Source organism: Modestobacter marinus (genome assembly GCF_011758655.1).
In the GTDB taxonomy this organism is placed as follows: domain Bacteria; phylum Actinomycetota; class Actinomycetes; order Mycobacteriales; family Geodermatophilaceae; genus Modestobacter; species Modestobacter marinus.
Map to the genome: position 1 here is coordinate 603,405 of NZ_JAAMPA010000002.1, position 23,199 is coordinate 626,603.

Annotated in this window: 19 protein-coding genes, 1 tRNA gene and 1 riboswitch; of the genes, 6 read left to right on the forward strand and 14 right to left on the reverse strand. The window is 72.0% G+C overall.

The genetic code is table 11. The features are described 5' to 3' along the window. Positions 1–270 precede the first annotated feature (270 nt). The 3 genes from FB380_RS18845 to FB380_RS18855 form a co-directional block, all read right to left on the reverse strand. Positions 271–879 (reverse strand): M23 family metallopeptidase, encoded by a 609-nt coding sequence (locus FB380_RS18845; protein WP_229682320.1) that lies wholly within the window; start codon positions 877–879, stop codon positions 271–273. Positions 880–1,159: 280 nt separating this feature from the next. Further along, entirely contained in the window at positions 1,160–1,621 is a 462-nt protein-coding gene (locus FB380_RS18850) for an SRPBCC family protein (RefSeq protein WP_229682319.1), read from the reverse strand. 104 nt (positions 1,622–1,725) lie between these two features. Further along, positions 1,726–2,346, reverse strand: coding sequence for a TlpA family protein disulfide reductase (locus FB380_RS18855; protein WP_229682318.1), 621 nt, complete (start codon positions 2,344–2,346; stop codon positions 1,726–1,728). Positions 2,347–2,941: 595 nt separating this feature from the next. Then, a riboswitch (cyclic di-AMP (ydaO/yuaA leader) is annotated at positions 2,942–3,056 on the forward strand. Position 3,057: 1 nt separating this feature from the next. On the opposite strand from FB380_RS18855, the gene FB380_RS18860 reads away from it, so the two are divergent. From FB380_RS18860 to FB380_RS18875, 4 genes are all read left to right on the forward strand, one after another. Further along, positions 3,058–3,822 carry a LysM peptidoglycan-binding domain-containing protein gene (locus FB380_RS18860; RefSeq protein WP_166756841.1) on the forward strand — a complete coding sequence of 255 codons (765 nt, stop codon included), beginning with the start codon at positions 3,058–3,060 and terminating at the stop codon, positions 3,820–3,822. Positions 3,823–4,269: 447 nt separating this feature from the next. Further along, positions 4,270–4,482 (forward strand): helix-turn-helix domain-containing protein, encoded by a 213-nt coding sequence (locus FB380_RS18865; protein WP_166756842.1) that lies wholly within the window; start codon positions 4,270–4,272, stop codon positions 4,480–4,482. Positions 4,483–4,589: 107 nt separating this feature from the next. Beyond that, positions 4,590–5,723 (forward strand): tyrosine-type recombinase/integrase, encoded by a 1,134-nt coding sequence (locus FB380_RS25610; protein ID WP_166756843.1) that lies wholly within the window; start codon positions 4,590–4,592, stop codon positions 5,721–5,723. A gap of 385 nt (positions 5,724–6,108) precedes the next feature. Further along, positions 6,109–6,885 (forward strand): alkaline phosphatase, encoded by a 777-nt coding sequence (locus FB380_RS18875; protein WP_166756844.1) that lies wholly within the window; start codon positions 6,109–6,111, stop codon positions 6,883–6,885. A 931-nt stretch (positions 6,886–7,816) separates the two neighbouring features. Here FB380_RS18875 and FB380_RS18880 read toward each other — a convergent pair. Continuing rightward, a complete protein-coding gene (locus tag FB380_RS18880) occupies positions 7,817–8,320 on the reverse strand; it encodes a heavy metal-responsive transcriptional regulator (protein WP_208383696.1) in 504 nt (167 codons plus the stop codon). 12 nt (positions 8,321–8,332) lie between these two features. On the opposite strand from FB380_RS18880, the gene merA reads away from it, so the two are divergent. Then, positions 8,333–9,700, forward strand: coding sequence for a mercury(II) reductase (gene merA, locus FB380_RS18885; RefSeq protein WP_166756845.1), 1,368 nt, complete (start codon positions 8,333–8,335; stop codon positions 9,698–9,700). A gap of 297 nt (positions 9,701–9,997) precedes the next feature. On the opposite strand, the gene FB380_RS18890 is transcribed toward merA, so the two are convergent. The 7 genes from FB380_RS18890 to xylA all read right to left on the reverse strand — a co-directional run bounded on the left by FB380_RS18890 (position 9,998) and on the right by xylA (position 16,654). Continuing rightward, positions 9,998–10,071, reverse strand: a tRNA-Pro gene (locus FB380_RS18890). A gap of 75 nt (positions 10,072–10,146) precedes the next feature. Next, the gene (gene der / locus FB380_RS18895; RefSeq protein ID WP_166756846.1) at positions 10,147–11,520 is read right to left on the reverse strand and encodes a ribosome biogenesis GTPase Der; all 1,374 of its coding nucleotides are present in this window, start codon (positions 11,518–11,520) and stop codon (positions 10,147–10,149) included. Further along, positions 11,517–12,233: a (d)CMP kinase gene (cmk, locus tag FB380_RS18900; protein WP_229682317.1), complete on the reverse strand. Its 717-nt coding sequence runs from the start codon at positions 12,231–12,233 to the stop codon at positions 11,517–11,519. Before cmk ends, der begins: the two co-directional genes overlap by 4 nt. A gap of 77 nt (positions 12,234–12,310) precedes the next feature. Continuing rightward, complete coding sequence (gene aroH, locus FB380_RS18905; RefSeq protein ID WP_166756847.1) at positions 12,311–12,673, reverse strand: chorismate mutase; 363 nt, start codon at positions 12,671–12,673, stop codon at positions 12,311–12,313. A gap of 145 nt (positions 12,674–12,818) precedes the next feature. Then, positions 12,819–13,886, reverse strand: coding sequence for an ABC transporter ATP-binding protein (locus tag FB380_RS18910; RefSeq protein ID WP_166756848.1), 1,068 nt, complete (start codon positions 13,884–13,886; stop codon positions 12,819–12,821). A 106-nt stretch (positions 13,887–13,992) separates the two neighbouring features. Next, complete coding sequence (gene xylB / locus FB380_RS18915; protein WP_166756849.1) at positions 13,993–15,429, reverse strand: xylulokinase; 1,437 nt, start codon at positions 15,427–15,429, stop codon at positions 13,993–13,995. A 34-nt stretch (positions 15,430–15,463) separates the two neighbouring features. Then, complete coding sequence (xylA, locus tag FB380_RS18920) at positions 15,464–16,654, reverse strand: xylose isomerase (protein WP_166756850.1); 1,191 nt, start codon at positions 16,652–16,654, stop codon at positions 15,464–15,466. A gap of 505 nt (positions 16,655–17,159) precedes the next feature. Between xylA and FB380_RS18925 the strand changes: the two genes are divergently transcribed. Further along, positions 17,160–18,152 (forward strand): LacI family DNA-binding transcriptional regulator, encoded by a 993-nt coding sequence (locus FB380_RS18925; RefSeq protein WP_188959690.1) that lies wholly within the window; start codon positions 17,160–17,162, stop codon positions 18,150–18,152. Between the two features lie 44 nt (positions 18,153–18,196). Here FB380_RS18925 and arfA read toward each other — a convergent pair whose 3' ends face one another. The 3 genes from arfA to FB380_RS18940 are packed head-to-tail and all read right to left on the reverse strand — an operon-like array spanning position 18,197 to position 23,060. After that, positions 18,197–19,705, reverse strand: coding sequence for an arabinosylfuranosidase ArfA (gene arfA / locus FB380_RS18930; protein WP_166756851.1), 1,509 nt, complete (start codon positions 19,703–19,705; stop codon positions 18,197–18,199). Beyond that, entirely contained in the window at positions 19,705–20,718 is a 1,014-nt protein-coding gene (locus FB380_RS18935; RefSeq protein WP_166756852.1) for an acetylxylan esterase, read from the reverse strand. Before FB380_RS18935 ends, arfA begins: the two co-directional genes overlap by 1 nt. Next, positions 20,718–23,060, reverse strand: coding sequence for a beta-xylosidase/alpha-l-arabinosidase (locus FB380_RS18940; RefSeq protein ID WP_166756853.1), 2,343 nt, complete (start codon positions 23,058–23,060; stop codon positions 20,718–20,720). The genes FB380_RS18935 and FB380_RS18940 overlap by 1 nt, the downstream gene beginning before the upstream one ends. Positions 23,061–23,199 lie beyond the last annotated feature (139 nt).

Below are 23,199 nucleotides of genomic sequence, written 5' to 3' on the forward strand. Positions count from 1 at the left end.
CCTGCTCGCCGCGATGCTGGCGGCCGTCGTCGGGTTCATGTTGCTGATACAGGGCTTCCGGACATGGACGTGCTGTGGGGCGCGAACGTCATCACCGGGGGACCCGTCTGGCTGGCGCACACGACGGTCGCCTTCTTGATCTTCGGCGGCCTCGGGCTCATGCTGGGAGCAGCTGCTGCGGTCCGACGGTTCCGGCCGCCCCGTCCCCGCACCTGTGCCGGAGGGGACGCAGCTCGCGGCGGTCGGCTGACCGCCCACCGCAGCACGTCCCTAGATGTCGACTCCCCGTTCGGCGAGCCACTTCCTCGGGTCCACCCGGCGTCCGTCGAGTCCACCCTGGAAGACCTCGAAGTGCAGGTGTGGGCCGGTCGACTGGCCCCGGTTGCCCAGCAGCGCGATGGTGTCGCCGGCGGCCACGTAATCGCCTTCCTGGACGAGGATCTTCTCCATGTGCCCGTAGACGGTCACATCTCCGTTGTCGTGGAGGATGTAGACGGCGAGGCCGAAGCCACTGGCCGAGCCCGCCCGGAGGACCACTCCGTCGGCTGCGGCGTACTCGGGAGTGAGCATCGGCGCGGCGATGTCCAAGCCGTAGTGGGTCGTTCCCCAGCGGGCGCCGTATGAGCTGGTCAGTCGTCCTTTCACGGGCAGAACGGCCTTCGGGCGAGCCGCCTCCTCCCGCGCTGCGCGACTGGCGGCCAGCTGATCGAGCCGCTCCGTGACTTCAGCCTGGTTGATCTGCGGGCGAGCGTCGGGTTCGGCCAGGACGTCGACGGCGGCGCCCGCGTATGGGACGACGCCGGGCGATTCGTGAGCGTGCGCAACCGGCGATGTCAGGCCGTATCCGCCCTCCCACAGGCCCGCGACGAGGCCCCCCAATGCAAGTGCACTGAGCAATGTGGGCGCTCGGCGATCCCTCGGCGGACCGAGGTGGCGACGTCGCCGACGCGCCGATGCATCCTGCGACTGCCGACCCATCCGACCCTCCCCTCAACCCGTCACTGTGAGCACTGACGAGATTACGAGAAGTCGGCCTATCGCCTATGGAGGCTAGTAGTCGGCGTGTCTGTTCCCACATCGACGACGCCAGGACGCGGAAGGCAGGAGTGGAAGCCAGCCCATCGGCACCGCATCGCCGTCCCGCGAGGTGAGCGGACCATCAGGCTGATGAGTCGGCGCCCTCGTCCGGCGACCTTTCGGCCTGGTGGACGTGATCGGCCACCTTCGCAAGCTCGGACTCGACCGTTTCCTGGGCGACCTTCCGAACCACCTTGCGTTGCCGACGGCGCTGCAACAGTCCGCCGGTCAGTGGCTCGTGGGTGAGGGTGATCGCAACGTCCGTGCCCTCGTCCGGTGCGTCCGCCAACTCGATGGTCGTCACCCACACCTCGGGAGTCAGCTCCAGACGGGTCGCGACTCGGTGCTCGGGTTCCCATTCGACGATCCGCCCACGGGGTGCTCCGCGAGGTGGTCGCTGACCGTCAAGGCGTCCGGGAACACAGACGAACTCGGTGCCGTGCTTCGTGGACGCGCCATCCACCACGTAGGACACGTCGCAGACGGCGCAGTACGGCTGCAGGACCGCGAGTGCCTGCCAGACGCGCGCACGGGAGAACGGCACTCGACGAGTCCCTCGGACAACGGTGAGCCAGCCCGGCGTGACCCCGGACTGCTGCGCCCGCGGGGTCACCGAGCCACCGCCGGGCGCGGGACCGTTCGGCACGGTCATTGCGGCGCCCCCTCGGCGAGCAGGTGGTCCAGCGCCTCGTACAGATCGTCTTCGGACACGGTGGCGATGTACACCGCCGCCACACGATTGAACCGATCGATCAGGATCGTGGTGGGCACGACATTGGCCGGAAAGCCTCGGAAGGCCAAGGCGACCTCTCCCCGAGGATCGAACAGGGACGGGTAGTCCACGCCGACCGAGTCAACGAAGGCCTGCGCGAGCTGGCGCTGGTCCTTGACGTCGACACCGAGGAACTGGACGCCGTCGTCCTTGACATCGGCGAAGACGGCCTGGAACTCGGGCATCTCCAGCCGACACGGCGCGCACCAGGATCCCCAGAAGTTGAGGACGACGATCTCGCCCCCCAGTGACGTCGAGTCGAACGCCGACTCGTCCAGCAGCTCGCCGGAGAAGCGAGGGGCTGACTGACGTTCCGCCTCTGGGATGACCTTTCCTAGTGGCGTGCTGCCGGTGAAGTCGAAACCGCCCGACTCCCCGCCGGCCGATGAGGCTTCCTCGGATCCCGCACAGCCGGTCAAGCCACCCAAGGCCACTACGCCCAGCACCGCGAGAGCATGCCTGCGCGTCAGGTGGCCGCTCATGAAGAACGGCTCCACGGGGCCCTCGCCCGCGCGCCTCGTCCTTGTGGCGCCTGGACGCATGTCTCGCCCGACCCTCACCCGATCCGCTCCCCCCGTGCAACGACGACCATTCCTCGCTGCCCCGCGCGACAGCCCCTACGAATGAGCTTAGGAGGGGTGTTCCGCGCGAACCCCTCCGGGGCACCACGACCGCCGTTGCCCAGGCCGGCCCAGATCGCATCCAGGTAGCAGCGCTCCCCCGTGCCCGTCCCGATGCACGACTGGGGATCAAGGCCCACTCGAGCTGCTGGACTTCGTTCCCAGACGGCGACCTGGGTCGTGAGTGGCGTCATCGGACCCACTGCCGCGAAGTGCGCCAAGCCGTGACATGTGAGCTGCGGCGTCTGGAGGCATCCCTGAGAGGACGGAGCTCGAATGTCTCCTCCCTCTGGGCGACTCACGGCGAGCCGTCGAGGGCTCGCCGATGAAGTGACCACAGTCACAACGACAGGTCCGGTCCGCGTACATAACGTTTCGGTCGCGCCCACCCCCTGGGCGTGGCGCCGGTCCGCCAAACCCTGCCTGCCGGTCGTCATCCTGAACAGTTCATGGCAGGGGTGGGGGACCCACCGCACACGGCGCGCCGACCCGACCAGGGCGCGCCTCGGGGTGAAGCCGGCATCGCCGGCCGGGCACCGATCGCCCGAACCCGACAGCTAACCCCGGCGGCGGTGATCGGAGATCACCATGCCCAAGCACCGCGCACCTCGCTTCGTCCGCACCCGGCAGATCGTCGTCGGCCTCCCCGTCGCTGCCGGCGTCTCCGCCGTCACGCTCGGCGTCCTGGCCTTCCCGGCGCAGGCCCACACCACCACTGCCGCGCCGCCCGCGCTGGCGGCTGCACCCGCAGCCGCCCCGGTGGCCCAGTACGCCGTCCAGCCGGGCGACACGATCGCCAAGATCGCGGCGGCCCACGGCCAGCCCTGGCAGGACCTCTACCAGCGCAACATCGGGGTCATCGGCGGCAACCCCAACGTCATCACCCCGGGGCAGGTGCTGGCCGTCTCCGGCGTCGGGACTGCCGCGCCGGCACCGGCACCGGCACCGGCACCGATCCAGACGTTGGTCGCGGCCCCGCAGTCCGCGGTCGCCTCTATCACCAACGGTGCCGGCCCCGTGCAGCCAAGGGCAGCGGCCGCCGCCAACGCCGTTGTGAGCAACGTGCCGGGCGCCGCCGGCATCACCATCGGCGGAACCCGCCCCAGCGCAACTGACCCGGGCGGCCATCCCTCCGGGCTGGCGCTGGACTACATGGTCCTGTCCGACACCGCGCTCGGCGACGCGATCGTCCAGTACCACGTCGCGAACTGGGACGCGCTCGGCGTGGACTACATCATCTACCAGCAGCGCATGCTCACCTCGCCGAACGGCTCCTGGAGCCCCATGGCGGACCGCGGGAGCGTCACGGCGAACCACATGGACCACCCGCACGTGAACTACCAGGCAGGCTGAGCCACCCGGCACCGGTCGCCCCGGAGCCGGACCCACAGACAGTGCCCCCACCCGTGCCCATGGGTGGGGGGCACTGGTCTATCCGCCCTGTCGATGTGGGTTGTGGGCCTGCCTCGACTCTCACTGCCCTGGTCGGGCGGCATGACCAGGCCGCGTTGAGTGCGAGGTTGAGTGTCCCGTACTCGACTTCGGCGCGTAGCCGACAGAGACGACATTGCCAGCGTCAGCAATGGATAGAGCCCTCGATCAACGTCTCGAACGCAGACAGGGGCCCATGCAGGTGATCCGGTGTTGCTGGTCCGCGACGTTCTTCCGCAGCAAGGACGGCGCAGGGCATCGCCGATCTCGCGCTTCGGCGGCTGTCATCGATGGGGCTGCCCTGCCGCCTCTTCTGCCAGAAGGGCACGCCAGAGAGGCGGGCCCGCGGACGCTGATGAGGGGCGCGACATGGCCGAGCCGCAGCTGCTCAGGGACGTGCTGGCGGAAGATCCGCTGCTGCTGACCGCTGCACAAGCCGCGAAGGCACTCAGCATCAGCCGCACGACCCTCTACACGCTGATCAACGTCGGCGCTCTGCGTCCTGTGCACATCGGACGAAGCTGCCGGTTGTCCCGAGCTGAGCTCCAGCGCTACGTCGATCGCCTCGAGACTTCCGCTTGACCGGCAGCTGCCGCCGGCGGCACTGGCTCCCACGGGCCACGAACCCCCTCGGCGAGGGCCAGGAGCCAACCCGGCAGGGGCGACTTCGACCGTAGGGGCGAGAAGCAGTGGGCAAGCGAGCGAACGGCGAAGGGTCGGTCTTCAAGCGAGCCGACGGAAGGTGGTCCGCCGAGCTCAGCTACCGCGACGAGCACGGAATCAGCAAGCGCCGCACGGTCTACGGCGCGACGCAGGCCGAAGTGCTGACGAAGCAGAAGGCGTTGCGCGAACGACTCGACGCCGGTGCCCCGGTCAAGGACACGGCGATGACGCTCGCCGCGTGGTTGGACGACTGGATAGCCAGCAGCCTACCGGCGAGTGACCGCAAGCAGGCCACCATCGACCTGTACAGCACCGTCGCGCGCAAACACCTGGCGTCAGCTCTCGGCGGACGACGCCTGAACCGGATCCGACCATCGGACGTGGAAGCTCTCATCGTGGCCAAGCGCGCCGCAGGCCTGGCGCCATCGACCGTCCGCACGATCTACACCGTCCTACGCGCCGCACTCGACATCGCAGTACGCGACGGCCTTCTTCGGCAGAACCCGGTTGCCGCTGTCCGCCGCCCGACCGTTGAGCGGAAGGACGCCGCCTACCTCACCGTGGCCGACGCCCATCGCCTTCTCGAGTCGATGCGAGGTGAACGGCTGGCCCCACTGTTCCGGCTGATGCTGGCGACCGGGCTCCGCCGTGGTGAAGCACTCGGTCTGCACTGGTCCGATGTCGACCTCGACGGTGGCACTCTCCGCGTGCGCTGGACGCTGACCCGAACGTCGAAGGGTCTCCAGCTCGGCGAGCCGAAGACCGAGAAGTCGCGCCGGACGGTCCCGCTCCCCCGCTCGGCGATCGAGCTCCTTCGCGCACACCGTCAGCAGCAGGCCGCAGAACAGCTCGCGGCCAGGGACGTCTGGCACGGCAGCGACTTGGTCTTCACCACCGAGGCCGGAACACCCCTGGAGCCACGCAACGTCCTCAGGCGGTTCGAAACCCTCGCCCAACGCGCCGGTCTCCGCGATGTCCACCTGCACACGCTGCGGCACTCGACCGCGAGCTTCCTGCTGGCGGCCGGCACGCACACGAAGGTCGTGCAGGAGCACCTGGGCCACTCGTCCTACGCCATCACCGCGGACATCTACAGCCACGTGGCACCGGCCCAGCGACGAGAGGCCGCCGACCGCCTCGACGAAGCGCTCGAGTGGTGAGCGTTGCTGTCCCGGTCCGCGTTGTTGTGTCGGCCGCCTCACGCACGCACGAACCAGATTGAAGCGCTCAGCGCACGAACCGCTCCCGAGTCACCTCGTACGACCGACGACTGACGCGAGCAGTCCTGGACCTCCGAGCAGATGGGGACACGCGGGACGCGTCGTTGCTGCCCCCCACTGACTCGACTGCGCCACTCACCGTGATGAGCAAGCACACCAGCCCGCCGTCACCGTGCGAATGGACACGCGCACACCCAGCAGTCAGCCGTCGTCCGGCTGTACGGACCGGGTTCACCGGACGGGTCCGTCCGCTTCACCTCGGCTTGCCAGCGTCGCGGATGCCGCCGGTCACCGGCGGGCAGGCCCACCGTCCACTGGGAGAGTCATGCAGCAGACACATGCCTCCGGATCGCGCCGCTGGCCGCTGGCCATCGCGGTCGGCGCACTGTCAGCGACAGTCGCGTTCACCGTCGGCGGGGTCAGCACTGCGGCCGCCGGCGACGACAACCGCGGCCAGGGAGCACGCGACCAGGACGAGGCACAGAACGCCATCCTGGAAGAGGCGGTCGACGAGCAGGCACACGCCAACAACGCCGAGAAGACCATCGAGGCCGTCGCCCTGATGGACGAGGCCGTGGCGGTCGCCAAGGAGTTCGCCGAGCAGGACGACGACACGCTGCTGGTCACCACCGCCGACCACGAGACCGGCGGCATGGCGGTCGAAGACACCGGCACCGAGGACGAGAGCGGCATCGCGCCGTCGACCGCGGACGGACCGTTCGACGTCGCCGACTCCGAGTACCAGTTCGTGGTGGACTGGACGACGAGCGGCCACACGAACGTCGACGTCCCGCTGACCGCGATGGGACCCGGCGCGGAGCGGCTCACCGGCTACTTCGAGAACACCTTCGTGCACCAGGTCATCCAAGAGTCACTGTTCTCGGGCGAGGCCGACGGCGGGAACAACCCCGGCACGGTCGTCACCCGCAACCAGGTGATGCGCTGGCTCCACCGCGTCGACTTCCCGGTCGCCGGGTCCGACCTGGTGCAGGCGGTACGCGACCGCGGTGCACCCGAGGCCGTCGTCGCCGAGCTTGAGCGACGCCTGGGAGACAAGAACTTCGCGGGGATCGACGACGTGACACGCGCGCTGGATCGCTGACCGAGACCGGTCCTGGTGCGGAGGCACCGGATCCGCACCAGGACTGATCCCTGGTCTCCCCCCGCGCGGGCGACGGTGACGATGCCGTCGCCCGCGCGGGCCGCATCCTGCACGACCGTGGCACCGCATCGATTGCAACGGCCATGGGCGACGACCGAGGCCGTGCTCACGGACTGAGGACACGAGCGAGAGGCGACGGCCGTGAGGAGAAGCCCCGAACAGGGATCGGCGCCCTGGAAGACGTAGCGCAGCTCAGCTCAGCGATCGCGGCACCCCGATCGCCGAGAGCGCGGCCAAGAAGGACAACATCTGCGCCAACCTGCACCGACACCTCCCACCTCGAACGTCTCAGCCGCAGACGGCCGCCGGCGTAGAGCCCGACCGGACCTCCATTCAGCTGCCGGAGCCGGACAGCCCAGCGGCCGGCCCCGCGCCCACGCGGAGTCGGCACTCTCGACCGCCCCCGACGTCGGAATGCTGGCAGGACAGCGCACCGCGGCGCCGAACCGCTCGATGCGCCTGCGTGGCCGGTCGGCTACTCCCCGCCTGCCCGGCATGCGCCCACCCGACCACCGGGCTGGAGGAGCAGTACGCCCGCGCCCACGGGAGCCGCGAACCGATCATCGTGGCCCTCGCCTAACCCTGCGGCTGCCTCGTCGATGAACAGGCCGTTGCCCTGCAGGCCAGCGCGCCGGCCACCTGAATACGAGCAGGACGCTACATGCGGCCGATCCGGGCCACCATCCATGCGGCGCAGCGTCGGCACACGAAGACGCCAGGAGTGGCGCCGAGCTCGTGAACCGACGATCGAGGCAGGTCGTGGGCACAGCAGCCGCACCTGACGCGCGGGCCCGTGTCAGCCGGTCGCCGTCTCACGAGCCTCATCGCCGGACCTCCCTTGTCTGCGGCGCAGCGGCCGACTCCGGTCACGCTAACCGGGCTCGAGGCCGGCAGCAGGCAGTTCGGCGGGGATGACGTGACAGACGGCCATGTCATCGCAGTGGTCGGGGTCCAGGCCGTTGGCGCGGTCGCGGAGCCGCCGGACTTCCTCGCGCAGGGCGCTCAGTTCGGCGATGCGTCGGTCGAGGTCGGCGGCGTGCGTGTCGAGCAGGTCGGTGACGTGGCGGCAGGGCGGGCCGCTGAGGTCGCGGACGGCGATGACCTGGCGGATCTCGGCGAGGGTGAGCCCGGCGGCTTGGGCTGCCTTCACGAACCGCAGCCGAGCCAGCGCGCTGTCGTCGTAGTCCCGGTAACCAGAAGGCTGCCGCTCAGGCTCGGGCAGCACCCCTGCGTGCTCGTAGAAGCGGATGGCCTTGGCCGTGAGACCCGCCTTCGCCGCCAGTTCACCGATGCGCACAAGCCGACCGTATTGGGCTTGACCTTCCACTGCAGGGGAGGCTTTACGGTCCGCTCCGACCGTCTTCTTCGACTGCATGCAGGAGCGACCGTGGACCAACTGGACCTGGTGATCATCGGCACCGGGGGCGCCGCGATGGCGGCGGGCATCCATGCCCGCGCCCAGGGCAAGAACGTCGTCCTCATCGAGCGCGGCGTGGTCGGCGGGACCTGCCTGAACGTCGGCTGCGTGCCGAGCAAGACGCTGCTGGCCGCCAGTGGTCAGCGCGAGCACGCCCTGCATAACCCGTTCCCCGGCGTGCCGACCAGCGCCGGACGAGCCGACCTGCAGTCGCTGGTGGGGCAGAAGGACGACCTGATTGAGCAGATGCGTGCCGCCAAGTACCTCGACGTGGCTGACGCGCACGGGTTCGACATCCGCCGCGGCGAGGCCCGCTTCGCCGACCCGCAGACCCTGCTGGTCGACGGAGAGCCGCTGCCCGCCGCCGCCTACATCGTCGCCACCGGTTCGGAGCCCACCACCCCGGGCCTGCCGGGCCTCGGCGACACGGACTGGCTGACCTCGACCACCGCCATGGAACTGCAGGAGCTGCCGGAGAGCCTGATCGTCATCGGCGGCGGCTACGTCGGCATGGAACAGGCCCAGTTGTTCGCCGGGCTCGGCACCCGCGTCACCCTCATCGGTTGCCTGGCTCCCCACGCCGAACCAGAACTGGCCGAGGTGCTCCGCGAAGCGTTCGACCGGGTGGGCATCACCGTCGCCGAGCAGCGCGCGGTCCAGGTTGCCACGGAGGCGGGCGCAGTCAGCGTGACCACCGACGACAGGCAGACGGTGACTGCCCAGCGGCTTCTGATCGCGACCGGCCGCAAGGCCCGGACCGACGGGCTCGACCTGGCAGCGGCCGGGATCGAAGTCGATGAGCGCGGGTTCATCGCCGTCGATGCACGGCAGCAGACCAACAACCCGAAGGTGTGGGCAGCAGGGGACGTGAGCGGCGCCCCGCAGTACGTCTACGTCGCCGCCGAGACCGGCCGCGCCGCCGCCGTCAACGCCCTCGGCGGCAAGCGCGAGATCGACTACACCGGCCTGCCCGCCGTCATCTTCACCCGCCCGCAACTCGCCAGCGCTGGACTGACCGAAGCCGAGGCATTGGCAGCCGGGCACACCTGCGACTGCCGGGTGCTCGGAGGCGAGGACATCCCCAGGGCACTCACCAACCAGGACACCCTCGGGGCGCTGAAGATCGTCATCGATGCAGACACCGGGAAGGTCCTCGGCGTGCACGCCGCCCTCGACGGCGCCGGAGACGTGATGCTCGCTGCCACCTACGCGATCAAGGCCGGGATGACCGTGGACGACATCGCCGACACCTGGGCGCCCTACCTGACGATGAGCGAAGCCCTGCGCATCGCCGCCGGACTCTTCCGCACCGACAAGCCAACCAGTTGCTGTGCGTGACCAGCTAGATCGAATGCACGTTGGGGCCAGCAACACCTGCTCGCCCCCAACGCTGCGCCCCGCGGGCCGAGCACGACCTCGACGGTCCACCTCCTGCCACTCGTCCTGCGCCATCACCGCTGACGTCTACACCCCACATGCACGGGCCCAGCAACGAAGATCCGCCGACCGCCTCGACCAGGCACTCACATGGCGATCGTTGCTGTCCCGGCCCGCGTTGCTGTACCGGTTGCTGTACGCACGCGAGAGGCGGGCCGGACCGTTCGGCCGACCCGCCTCTGAACTGCGGTTTCACTGTCGGGCTGACAGGATTTGAACCTGCGACCCCTTGACCCCCAGTCAAGTGCGCTACCAAGCTGCGCTACAGCCCGAGCTCCGGGTGCCTTGCGGCCCCGGAAGCTGCCCCGTGAGGTTACCGCACCCGGTCCCGCGCCCTGGTGGCCGGGTCAGCCCTTGCGCTCGCGCGCCTTCGTCTCGCGCACCTTGACCGAGACGTCGATCGGCGTCCCGTGGAAGCCGAACTGCTCGCGCAGCTTGCGCTCCAGGAACCGCCGGTAGCCCGCCTCGAGGAAGCCGGTGGAGAAGACCACGAACCGGGGCGGCCGGACGTCGGCCTGGGTGACGTACTTGATCTTCGGGGCGCGACCGCCGCGGGCCGGCGGCGGGGTCTCCTGCACCAGCGCCCGGACGAACGTGTTGAGCTCGGCGGTGGGCACCCGGGTCTCCCAGCCGGCCAGCGCCGTCTTCAGGTGGTCGGCCAGCTTGTTGACCCCCCGCCCGGTGACCGCGGAGATGTTCACCCGGCTGGCCCACGTGATCCGGGCCAGGTCGCGGTCGATCTCCCGCTCGAGCTGGGCGTGCCGGTCCTCGTCGAGGGTGTCCCACTTGTTGAAGGCGATGACCAGCGCCCGGCCGGCCTCGATCACCTGGGTGATCACCCGCTGGTCCTGCTCGCTGATCACCTCGTCGGCGGCCAGCAGCACCACGGCGACCTCGGCGGCCTCGATCGCGGCCTCGGTGCGCAGGCTGGCGTAGTACTCGGTGCCGCTGGCGGTGTTGACCTTGCGGCGCAGCCCGGCGGTGTCGACGAACCGCCACTGCTCACCGCCCAGGGTCACCAGCGAGTCGACCGGGTCGACGGTGGTGCCGGCCACCGAGTCGACGACGGAGCGCTCCTCCTTGGACAGCCGGTTGATCAGGCTGGACTTGCCGACGTTCGGCCGGCCGACGAGGGCCACCCGGCGGGGGCCGCCCAGGTCGTCCTGCTCCCGGGGCGCCTCGGGCATGGCGTCAAGCACGAGGTCGAGCAGGTCACCGCTCCCCCGGCCGTGCAGCGCGCTGACCGAGAACGGCTCGCCCAAGCCCAGCGACCAGAGCTCGGCGGCGTTCGACTCGCCCCGCTCGTCGTCCACCTTGTTGGCCACCAGGATCACCGGGGTGGTGCTGCGCCGCAGCACCCGGGCGGCGGCCAGGTCGGTCTCGGTCACCCCGACCGAGGCGTCGACGACGAGCACGATGACGTCGGCGGTCTTCATGGCGTGCTCGGCCTGCCGGGCGATGGAGGCGGCCATGCCGGTCGCCTTCGGCTCCCAGCCGCCGGTGTCGACGACGGTGAAGTTCTTCCCGTTCCACAGCGCCTGGTACGGGATGCGGTCCCGGGTGACGCCCGGGACGTCCTGGACGACGGCGGCGCGCCGGCCCAGGAACCGGTTCACCAGCGTCGACTTGCCGACGTTCGGGCGCCCCACGATGGCCACCACCGGGAGCGGCCCGGTGGGCCCGTCCCCGCCGGGGACGTCGGTGTCGGTGTCGGTGCTCATGCTGCTCCCACTGCAGTGCGCGCCAGGTCGAGCACACGCTCGACCACGGCATCGCGGTCCAGCCCGGTGCTGTCGACGACCACGGCGTCGACGGCGGGGCGCAGCGGGCTGTCGGCCCGGCTGCTGTCGTACTCGTCGCGACGCCGCAGGTCCGCGGCGATCTCGGCGATCTTGGTCGGGTCGGTGACCCCCAGCTGATCGGCCCGGCGCTGGGCGCGGGCCTCGGGTGCCGCGGTCAGGTACACCTTCAGGGTGGCGGCGGGCAGCACGACGGTGCCGATGTCGCGGCCCTCGACGACGACCGCGTCGGCCTCGGCGACCAGCGCACGCTGCCGGTCCACCAGCATCCGGCGCACGGCCGGGACGGCGGAGACCGGCGACACCGTGCGGGTCACCTCGGCGCCCCGGATGCGGGCGGCCACGTCGACCCCGTCGACCCGCACCAGCTCGGCATCGGCCGCCGTCCCCACCTGGATGTCGGCGGAGGCGACGGCGCGGGTCACCGCGTCGGTGTCGGTCAGGTCGACCCCGGCGTCCAGCACCGCGACGGTCGCCGCCCGGTACATGGCGCCGGTGTCGAGGTAGGCCGCGCCCAGCCGGGCGGCGACGTCCCGGGCGACGCTGGACTTCCCGGTGCCCGAGGGCCCGTCCAGGGTCACCTGCCCGCGGAACCCGCCCACCGCTGCACTCCCCTGCTCGTCCACTCCACCCACTGCGCTCACTGTGCTGTGCTGCTGCGCGACGACGTTCGCTCCGCTCCTCGCTCGCTGGCGCTCGCTGCGATGCTCACTCACTGTGCGATGTCCCGGCGGAGGGCGACCGCACCGCGCAGGTAGACGTGCTGGACGTCGGCCCGGTCCAGCTCGGTCTCGACGTGCGCCATCAACCGCAGCACCCGCGGCAGGGCGTGCGGCACCGCGATCTCGGTGGCGCACATCAGCGGCACGTCGCCGAGCCCGAGCTCGCGCGCGGCCAGCGCCGGGAACTCCGACACGAGGTCGGGGGTGGCGGTGAACAGGATGCTGATCAGGTCAGCGGGGTCCAGCTCGTTGCGCGCCAGGACGGTGCTCACCAGCTCCCGGGTGGCCCCCAGGACCTCGTCCCGGTCGTCGGCGGCCACCTGGGTCGCACCGCGGATGGCTCGGACGGCCACAACACTCTCCTCGATCGATGCGGTGCACGGGTCGCCGGGCACCTCGATCGAGTCTACGGAGCCCGCGCCACCTCTCCCGCCCCGACGGCGGGAGAGGTGGTCGATCGGTCCGGCCCGGGAGCGTCAGGCCCGTCGGGCGGGGCCGTCAGCCCAGTCGGGCCCCGGAGCCGGCGGAGAACAGGTGCACGTGGTCCGGCCGGGCCGTCACGTGGACGACGTCCCCGGCGCGCGGGGGACGACGGCCGTCGACCCGGGCGATGACCTGCTGCTCCTCGTTCTCGAACCGGGCCCGGCCGTACAGGTACGCGTCCGCTCCCAGCTCCTCGACCACGTCGATCTCCACCGGGAGGCCCTCGGCGGAGAGGTCCAGGTCCTCGGGCCGCACGCCGAGCACGACCCGGGACTCCGAGCCGAGCAGGTCGCGCGCCACCGGCTGCACCGCCGAGCCGAACCGGACACCGCCGTCGACGACCGGCACCTCGAACAGGTTCATCGCCGGCGAGCCGATGAAGCCGGCCACGAAGGAGTTCGCCGGGTGGTCGTAGAGCTCCCGGGGGCTGCCGGCCTGCATGAGGAGACCGTCCTTGAGCACCGCCACCCGGTCGCCCATCGTCATCGCCTCGACCTGGTCGTGGGTGACGTAGACGGTGGTGATGCCCAGCCGGCGCTGCAGCGAGGCGATCTGCGTGCGGGTCTGCACCCGCAGCTTGGCGTCGAGGTTGGACAGCGGCTCGTCCATCAGGAACACCTGCGGCTGGCGCACGATCGCCCGGCCCATCGCCACCCGCTGCCGCTGACCACCCGACAGCGCCTTGGGCTTGCGGTCCAGGTAGGGCTCCAGGTCCAGCAGCTTGGCCGCCTCCTCCACCCGGGTGCGGCGCTCCTCCTTGCCCATCCCGGCGATCTTCAGCGCGAAGCCCATGTTCTCGCCCACGGTCATGTGCGGGTAGAGCGCGTAGTTCTGGAACACCATCGCGATGTCCCGGTCCTTCGGCGGCACGTCGGTGACGTCGCGGTCCCCGATGAGGATGCGCCCCGCGTCGATCTCCTCCAGGCCGGCGAGCATCCGCAGCGAGGTCGACTTCCCGCAGCCCGACGGCCCGACGAGCACGAGGAACTCCCCGTCCTCGACCGCCAGGTCCAGTGCGTCGACCGCAGGTCGCTGACCCCCTGGGTAGATCCGGGTCGCGGAGTCGAAGGTGACGGTGGCCATGGTGTGTCCTCCTACCGGCAGGAACGTGCCGGACGATCCGAGTGGGTGGATTCACGGTGGTGCAGTGGTGATCGTGCACCCTGGCGGGTGCCGGACGTCGCGCGGGTCACACCCGCGCGGCGGTCATGTCCCGGACCTCGGCGTAGCGCTCCCGCACGTGCGGGACCGGGTCGGCCTCGTAGGTCTCGGTGCTCGTGGTGGGCCAGGCCGGCGGGGTGTCCCCGCCGGCCAGCACCCACGCGGCCTGACGGGCGGCGCCGTCGGCGACGTACTCCCCCGGCGGCGGCACCAGCACCGGCACGCCGAGCACCGCGGGAGCCAGCCGGCGCACCGCCTCGGAGCGGGCACCGCCGCCGACCAGGAGCACCCGGCGCACCGGGTTGCCCAGGGCGGCGATCGCCTCCAACCCGTCGGCCAGACCGCACAGCAGCCCCTCCACCGCCGCGCGCGCCAGGTGCGCGGGGTCGGCGGTGGTCAGGGTCAGCCCGTGCAGCGCGCCGGTGGCGTGCGGCTGGTCCGGCGTCCGCTCCCCCTCCAGGTAGGGCACCAGGACCAGGCCGCCGGAGCCGGCCGGCGCGGTCAGCGCCAGCCGGGACAGCTCGTCGTGGCCCACCCCGAGGAGACGGGCCGTCGCGTCCAGCACCCGGGCGGCGTTGAGCGTGACGACCAGGGGCAGGAAGTTGCCGGTGGCGTCGGCGAACCCGGCGACGGTGCCGGTCGGGTCGGCCGACGGGGTGGTGGAGACGGTCGAGACGACCCCGGAGGTGCCGATGGAGAGGACGACGTCCCCCGGCTCGGCGTTGATGCCCAGCGCCGCCGCGGCGTTGTCACCGCTGCCGGGGCCGAGCAGCGCACCGCCGTCGGCGGCCAGCGCACCGGCGGCCACCTGCCCGGCGCGCTCGGCCGGGCCCAGCACGCGGGGCAGCACCGGCGCGTGCCCGAGGGCCCGCTCGAGCAGGTCGGTGCGGTACTCGCCGGTGAACGGCGACCAGTAGCCGGTGCCGCTGGCATCGCCCCGGTCGGTGACCAGCGCGTCCAGGCCCGGCGAACCGGCCAGCCGCCAGGTCAGCCAGTCGTGCGGCAGCGCCACCGCCGCCGTCCGCGCGGCGTTCTCCGGCTCGTGCTGGGCGAGCCAGCGCAGCTTGGTGACGGTGAACGAGGCCACCGGCACCAGGCCGACCGCGTCGGCCCAGGCCCGGCGGCCGGCGCCGTCGTCCCCGTCGCCGAGCTCGGCGATGAGGTCGGTGGCGGCGCCGGCCGACCGGGTGTCGTTCCAGAGCAGGGCCGGGCGCACGACCTGGCCCGCCTCGTCGAGGCAGACCATGCCGTGCTGCTGCCCGCCGACGGCGACCGCGGCGACGTCGCCCAGCCCACCGGCCGAGTCGATCGCCTCCCGCAGCGCCGCCTCCCAGGCGGCGGGGTCGACCTCGGTGCCCTCCGGGTGGCTCGCCCGGCCCTCACGGACCAGACGGCCGGTCTCGGCGTCCCGGACGACGACCTTGCACGACTGGGTCGACGAGTCGACCCCCGCCACCAGCGTCATGACCTGCTCCTGCTGCTCTCTGTCGTCGGGATGTTCAGCGGGCGCCGAGCAGGTGCTCGATCATCAGCTGGTCGACCCGGACGACCCCGGCACCGCGCTTGGCCACGGCGTCGGCGTCGAAGTCCTCGAACGCCGACCGGTCGGCGAGCAGGTCCTCGATCGTCTCGTTCTCGCCGAGGGTGGACCGGCGCAGCTCGGGCACGCGGGCGGCGGCCAGCGCCTCCTGCACCTCCGGGTCGGCGCGGAACGCCGCGGCGCGCTCCTTGAGCAGCAGGTAGGTGCGCATGTTCGCCGCGGCCGAGCGCCACACGCCGTCCATGTCCTCGGTGCGCAGCGGCTTGTAGTCGAAGTGCCGCGGGCCGTCGTAGGCCGGAGCGCCGTCGGCGCCGCCGTTCTCCAGCAGGTCGACGGTGGAGAAGGCCTGCAGCAGGTCGCCGTGGCCGAAGACCAGGTCCTGGTCGAACTTCGGGCCGTGCTGGCCGTTCAGGTCGATGTGGAACAGCTTGCCGGCCCACAGCGCCTCGGCGATGCCGTGGGTGAAGTTCAGGTTGGCCATCTGCTCGTGCCCGGTCTCCGGGTTGAGGCCCACCAGGTGGGAGTGCTCGAGCTTGGCGATGAAGCCCAGCGCGTGCCCGATGGTGGGCAGGAAGATGTCGCCGCGGGGCTCGTTGGGCTTGGGCTCCAGGGCGAAGCGCAGGCCGTAGCCGCGGGCCTCGGAGTAGGCGGCCAGGGTGTCGATCGCCTCGGCGTAGCGGTCGAGGGAGGCGATGAGGTCCTTGGCCATGTCGACCTCGGCGCCCTCACGACCGCCCCAGAGCACGTAGGTCTGCGCGCCCAGCTCGGCGGCCAGGTCCATGTTCCGCATGACCTTGCGCATCGCGTAGCGGCGCACCTCGCGGTCGTTGGCGGTCAGGCCACCCTCCTTGAACACCGGGTGGGTGAACAGGTTGGTGGTCACCATCGGGACGACCAGGCCGGTCTCGTCGATGGCGGCGCGGAAGCGCTTGATGTGCGCGTCCCGGGCGGCGGTGTCGCTGCCGAAGGGGATCACGTCGTCGTCGTGGAAGGTGACGCCGTAGGCGCCCATCTCCGCGAGCCGGTGGACCGACTCGACCACGTCGACCGGCTCGCGGGTGGCCGTGCCGAACGGGTCGGCGGCCGGCCAGCCGACCGTCCAGAGACCGAAGGTGAACTTGTCCTCGCGGGTGGGCGTCAGGTCGGGCATCGGGCAGATCCTCTCGAGGACTCGGGAACAGGAGGGCGTCCCCGCCGGACGGCGGAGGACCGGACCCGGCAGGTGGTGCCACCGGTGTCCTGGTGCTCGACGACGAGGGCGGCACCGACAGTGTCGCCCCCCGGTCGGCGGGGGGCCAACGGCCCTTGCCGACCCGACGAGTCGAAGATGTGGCCCGAAAGTTGCGGGCGGTTTTCGACAACGTAAGACGCGGCAGGGTCAGTGTCAACGGGATCACACCGAGGAACCGATGCCACGGTCAGCGCAGCGCGCGTCCGCCCGGTCCGTCGCCCGACGATCGCCGCTGCCGCCGGGAGTCTGCTCGGGTCGCTCGTGTCGGTGCACGCATCGCCGGAACACTTTCGAGAGGAGAGGCTCGAAGTTACGATCACCGCGCCGACACCCGGCGCCCTCCCGGCTGCCACCTGGGGCCCGTCCGGGCTGCCACCGAGGCCCGTCCGGGCCGGGCATCGCGGCACGACCCCAGGAGGGCTCCGTGACACAGCACGCGAACCGACCCACGCTGGCGGTGATCGCCGCCGCGGCGGGGGTCTCGTTGCCGACGGTCTCCAAGGTGCTCAACGGCAAGCAGGACGTCGCAGCCGCGACCCGCGCGCACGTCCAGCAGGTCCTCGAGCAGTACGCCTACGTCCCCCTGACGCCCCGGGGCCCGACCCGTCCGCTCGTCGACGTCGTCTTCACCGCGCTGGACAGCCCGTGGGGGATGGAGATCCTGCGCGGGGTGACCGAGGCCGACCTCGAGGTCGTGGTCACGACGCTGTCCCGCTCGTCCTCCGGGGACTGGGTCCGTGAGCTGATCACCGGCGGCCGTCAGGGCGCCATCGTGGTGACCTCGCGCCTGACGGCGGCCGACCAGCGGCGACTGGGCGGCTCCCAGCTGCCGGTCGTCGTCATCGACCCGGTCGACATGCCCGGCCAGGAGGTGCCCAGCGTCGGTGCGACCAACTGGTCCGGCGGCCTCGCCGCGACCGAGCACCTCATCGAGCTCGGGCACCGGCGGATCGCCGTGATCGGCGGTCAGGAGGACTACCTCTGCAGCCGGGCCCGCATCGACGGCTACCGGGCGGCCCTCGACCGGGCCGGCATCCCCTTCGACCCGGCGCTGGTGCGGCATGGCACCTTCTCCCACGAGGGCGGCCACCAGCAGGCGCGAGCGGTGCTGGAGCTGGCCGACCGCCCCACCGCCGTCTTCGCCGGCAGTGACGAGCAGGCCTTCGGGGTGCTGGAGGCCGCCCGCCAGGCCCGCCTGTCCGTGCCGGGCGACGTGAGCGTGGTCGGCTTCGACGACCTGCCGATGGCCCGCTGGTCCTCGCCGCCGCTGACCACCGTCCGGCAGCCCCTGGCCGACATGGGGCGGATGGCCGGCCGCATGCTCCACGACCTGATCACCGGTACCCGCCTGGACACCCAGCGGGTCGAGCTGGCCACGCAGCTGGTGGTCCGCGCCTCCACCGCCCGTCCCTCCTGAGCCCCGCCGGGACCGCCCGTCCCGGCAGGTCCCGGCGGGGGTGCTCAGCGGAGGGAGACCGCCGTCCACGAGACCGGCGGCAGGGTCACGCGCAGCGTGCCGTCCACCACCGTCGCCCGCGGGTTCGGCCGCAACCCGACCCGCGCCGGGTCCTCGCTGGTGTTCGCGGCGTGCGGGTCCGGGTCCGAGAGCGTCAGCGCCTCCTCGACGGTGCCCACGCCGAGCGCCGACACGTCCACGGACACCTCTGCCTCCTCGGTCTGCGACCGGTTCACCAGGAACAGCGCCGCGGTGCCCGCGTCGGCGTCGGCGGTGGCCGCGGCGTCGACCAGCGGCACCTCACCGTGCTCGGCGGTGACGTGACTCGGGCCGTCGACGGCCACCTGGAGGGCGACGCCCCGCGCCAGCCGGGAGGTGGTCGCGAAGGGGAAGAACGTCGTCTTGCGCCACGCCGGCCCCTGCGGCTCGGCGGCGATGGGGGCGATCACGTTGACCAGCTGGGCCATCGAGGCGCTGGTCACCCGGTCCGCGTGGCGGATCAGCGACATCAGGACGTTGCCGACGACGACGGCGTCGGCCACGGTGTAGGCCTCCTCGCTGATGGCCGGCGCGACCGGCCAGTCGTCGATGCGCTTCGGCAGGCCCGACTGCACCCGCGAGGCGTACCAGACGTTCCACTCGTCGAAGGAGATGGACATCCGCTTCGGGCTGCGGCGCACCGACTGCACGTGGTCGGCGGTGGCCACGACCGTCTCGATGAAGTGGTCGGTGTCGGTCGCCGACGCCAGGAACGAGTCCAGGTCGCCGTCCTTCTCCTCGTAGTAGGCGTGGCAGGAGATGAAGTCCACGTCGTCGTAGGCGTGGGTGAGCACGACCCGCTCCCACTCCCCGAAGGTGGGCATCCCCGCGCCCGACGAGCCGCAGGCGACGAGCTCCAGGTCCGGGTCGACCTGGCGCATGGCCTTGGCGGTCCGGGAGGCGAGCTTGCCGTAGTCCTCGGCGGAGAGCTGGCCGAGCTGCCAGGGGCCGTCCATCTCGTTGCCCAGGCACCACATCCGCACGTCGAACGGCTCGGTGCGCCCGTTGCGGATCCGCTGCTCGGCGAGCTCCGTGCCGGCGGGCACGTTGGTGTACTCCAGCAGGTCGAGCGCCTCGAGGGTGCCGCGGGTGCCGAGGTTCACGGCGAGCATGAGCTCGGCGCCGACCTCCTCCAGCCACGAGGCGAACTCGTGCAGGCCGACCTCGTTGGTCTCGGTGCTGTGCCAGGCGAGGTTGAGCCGCACCGGGCGCTGGCTGCGCGGTCCGACGCTGTCCTCCCACCGGAAGCCGGAGACGAAGTTGCCCCCGGGGTACCGGACCGTGCTCACCCCCAGCTCCCGGACCAGGTCGAGCACGTCCCGGCGGAAGCCGTTCTCGTCCGCCGTCGGGTGCTCCGGTGAGTGGATGCCGCCGTACACCCCGCGGCCCATGTGCTCGACGAACGCGCCGAAGAGCCGCCGGGACACCGGGCCCACCGGTCGCGCCGGGTCCAGCGTGAGTCGTGCGGTGAGCATCAGGTCCCCTTCAGCGTGGTCGGCTCGGCCACCGCGGGGCCGGAGAGCAGGTCGCGCAGCCAGGTGAGCTGCTCCCGCTGCTGGTGGAACTGGCCGCCCTCGTGGTCGTTGAACGGGTAGACCCGGATGTCCTTCGGGCCGGCGTAGGCGTGGTAGGCCGCGAACACCGTGGACGGCGGGCAGATCTGGTCCATGAGGGCCACGGAGAACAGCGCCGGCGCCGAGGCCCGGCGGGCGAGCACCGCGCCGTCGAAGTAGCTCAACGTCGCGAAGACGCGGTCGACGCGGTCCCGGTGGGCCTTGAGGTAGCGGACCAGCTCCCCGTAGGGATCGCCGGGGGCGATGCGGGTGGCGCGCGGGAAGTCGCAGAGGAACGGCACGTCGGGCAGGACCGCCCGCACCCCGGGCGCGAGCGCCGAGACGGCCAGCGCGATGCCGCCGCCCTGGCTGATGCCGGCCACCGCGACCCGGTCGCCGTCGACGTCCGGATGACCGCGGAGCACCTCCACGGCCCGGACGGCGTCGGTGTAGACCCGCCGGTAGTAGTAGTCCTGCGGCGACAGCACCCCCCGGGTCAGGAAGCCGGGCTGCGCGGCGGCCGAGCCCACCGGGTCACCGGTCTCCCCCACCGTCCAGCCGCTGCCCTGCCCACGGGTGTCGACGACCAGCTGGGCGAACCCGGCCGAGGCCCAGAAGACGTGCTCGTGCGGCAGCCCGCGGCCGCCGTTGTAGCCCTGGAACTGGACCACCCCGGGCAGCGGCCGGTCCCCGCGCAGCGCGCGGGCGGGCAGGTGCAGCCAGGCGCGCACCGGCGAGCCGCCCGCGCCGGCGAACGACACGCCGAGGGTCTCGACGGTCGTCAGCCCGGAGTCGACCGGCGTCCAGGAGGCGTCCAGCGGCCACCGCCCCGCCTCCTGGAGGGTGGCGTCCCAGAACTCCTGCAGGTCCTCGGGCGCGGGCAGGTCCGGGGCGTAGCGCCGGAGCTCCTCCAGGGGCAGGTCGGTGTGCGGCATCAGCCCTCGCGCCCGTGTTCGACGACCGTGTCGGGGTGCAGCTGGCGCTCGAACCCGACGGTGCGCCGGCTGCCGGTGAGGGTGCACCGGAGGACCTGCCGCACGTCGGTGCTGGACGCGCCCACCCGGAGCTCCACCTCGCCCGGTTCGACGATCCGCGTGCCCGCACGCCCGGTGAAGGAGGTGAGGTCGGCGTGCAGCCGGAAGCGCACGGTCGCCGCGCAGCCCGCCGCGAGGTCGACCCGCTGGGCGGCCATCAGCGCCTGCACGGGCCGGACCACCTCGGCCGCGACGTCGTGCAGGTAGACCTGCACCACCTCGGTGACCTCGCGGTCGGTGTCGTTGCGGAGCTCGACCTCGACCTCGGTGGTCCCGGCGGTGTCCCACTCCGCGCCGGTGCCCAGCCGGACCTCGCCCCAGGTGGCCGAGGCGTACCCCAGGCCGTGCCCGAACGGGAACAGCGGCGTCGGGTCGACACTGCTCACGTCGGTCTGCCGGCCGAGGGCCGCGGCGAGGTAGGTCCCGGGCTGGCTGCTGCCGGCGCGGGGGAAGCTCACCGGCAGCCGGCCCGACGGGCCGACCCGGCCACTGAGGACGTCGGCGACCGCGGGGCCACCCTCCTCGCCGGGGAAGAAGCCGCACACCACCGCGGCGAGCCGGTCGACCTGCCGGGACAGCTCGTACGGACGGCCGACCAGCAGGACGAGCACCACCGGGGTGCCGGTCGCGAGCAGGGCCTCCAGCAGCTCCTCCTGGCGCCCCGGCAGCCGCAGGTCCACGGCGTCGCAGCCCTCACCGGAGGTCCCGTTGCCGAACAGGCCCGCCTGGTCACCGAGGACGGCGACGCACACGTCGGCGTCGGCCGCGGCGCGCGCGGCGGCCGCGATCGCCTCGTCGTCGCCGCCCACCACCGGGCAGCCCTCGGCGACGACGACGTCGTAGGCCTCCGGCGCGGCCTTCATGGCCTCGGCGAGCGTCGGGATGTCGACGCCCACCGGCACCTCCGGGTGGTGCACCCCCACGTGCATCGGGAAGGAGTAGCAGCCGAGCATCGCCTGGGCGGTGTCCGCGCGGGGACCCACCACCGCCAGCTTCGCGCCAGGGCGCAGCGGCAGCGTCCCGTCGTTGGCCAGCAGCACGACCGAGCGGCGGGCGAGGTCGCCGGCCACCGCCCGGGACTCCGCGGAGTCGAGCGAGACGGCCCCGTCCAGGACCGCCGGCGAGTCCGGCGACCAGTCGGCGTCGAGCAGGCCGAGCTCGCACTTCTGCAGCAGCACCCGGCGCAGCGCCCGGTCGACCAGCGCCTCGTCCACCGCACCGCCGCGGACGGCCTCGACCAGCGGCTGGCCGTAGCAGGCCACCGTCGGCAGCTCCACGTCGATCCCGGCCTCCAGCGCCAGCGCAGCGGCCTCCGCAGGCGAGCCGGCGACACCGTGCAGGGCCTGGAGGAAGGCGATGGAGAAGTAGTCGGCGACGACCGTGCCGGTGAACCCGTAGGTCTCCCGGAGCAGCGACGTCAGCAGCGCCGGGTCGCCCGCCGAGGGCACCCCGTCGATGTCGGTGTAGGAGTTCATGACCGACCGCGCCCCGGCCTTCAGGGCCATCTCGAAGGGCGGGAGGAACACGTCGGCGATCTCCCGCGGCCCGGCGGAGACCGGGGCGAGGTTGCGGCCGGCCCGCGAGGCGGAGTAGCCGACGAAGTGCTTGAGCGTCGCGACGACGCCGGTGGACTCCAGGCCGCGGACGTAGGCGCTGCCGATCGTGCCGACCAGGTGCGGGTCCTCGCCCATCGTCTCCTCGACCCGGCCCCAGCGCAGGTCACGGGCGACGTCGAACACCGGGGCCAGCCCCTGGTGGACGCCGAGGGAGCGCATGTTCTCCCCGATGAGGGCACCCATGCGCTGCACGAGCTCCGGGTCGAAGCTGGCCGCCCAGCACAGCGGGGAGGGGAAGACGGTCGCCGTCCACGCGGCCAGCCCGGTGAGGCACTCCTCGTGCACCAGCGCGGGGATGCCGAAGCGGCCGGCGGCCATGATCTGCCGCTGGCTCTCCGCCAGGCCCTTGGCCCCGACCAGCGGGTCGACCGGTGCCGTGCCGAACGGCCTGGTCAGCTGGCCCAGCCCGCTGCGGATCAGCTCCTCCCAGGCCACCGGCGCCGCGGCCATCTCGTGCTGGTGCGGCGCGACCTCACCCTCGGTCGCGTCGATGCCCACCCACACGCCGTAGAGCTGCGCGACCTTCTCCTCCAGCGTCATGCGGCCGAGGAGGTCCGCCACCCTGTCCTCGGACCGGGCGCCCGTGTCGCGCCAGAGCGCAGGGCCGTTGTCGACGTTCGTGACCATGCTTGCGAGAGTCCGTCCTGTGTCGTCGTTGCTGGTGCGGCGATCCGAGAGGCCGCGTGTGCCGGGGGGATCCGAGAGGCCGCCTGTGCCGGGGGACGGCCACGGCGGGCGCTGCGCCCGCACCATCCTGCCCCGGCCT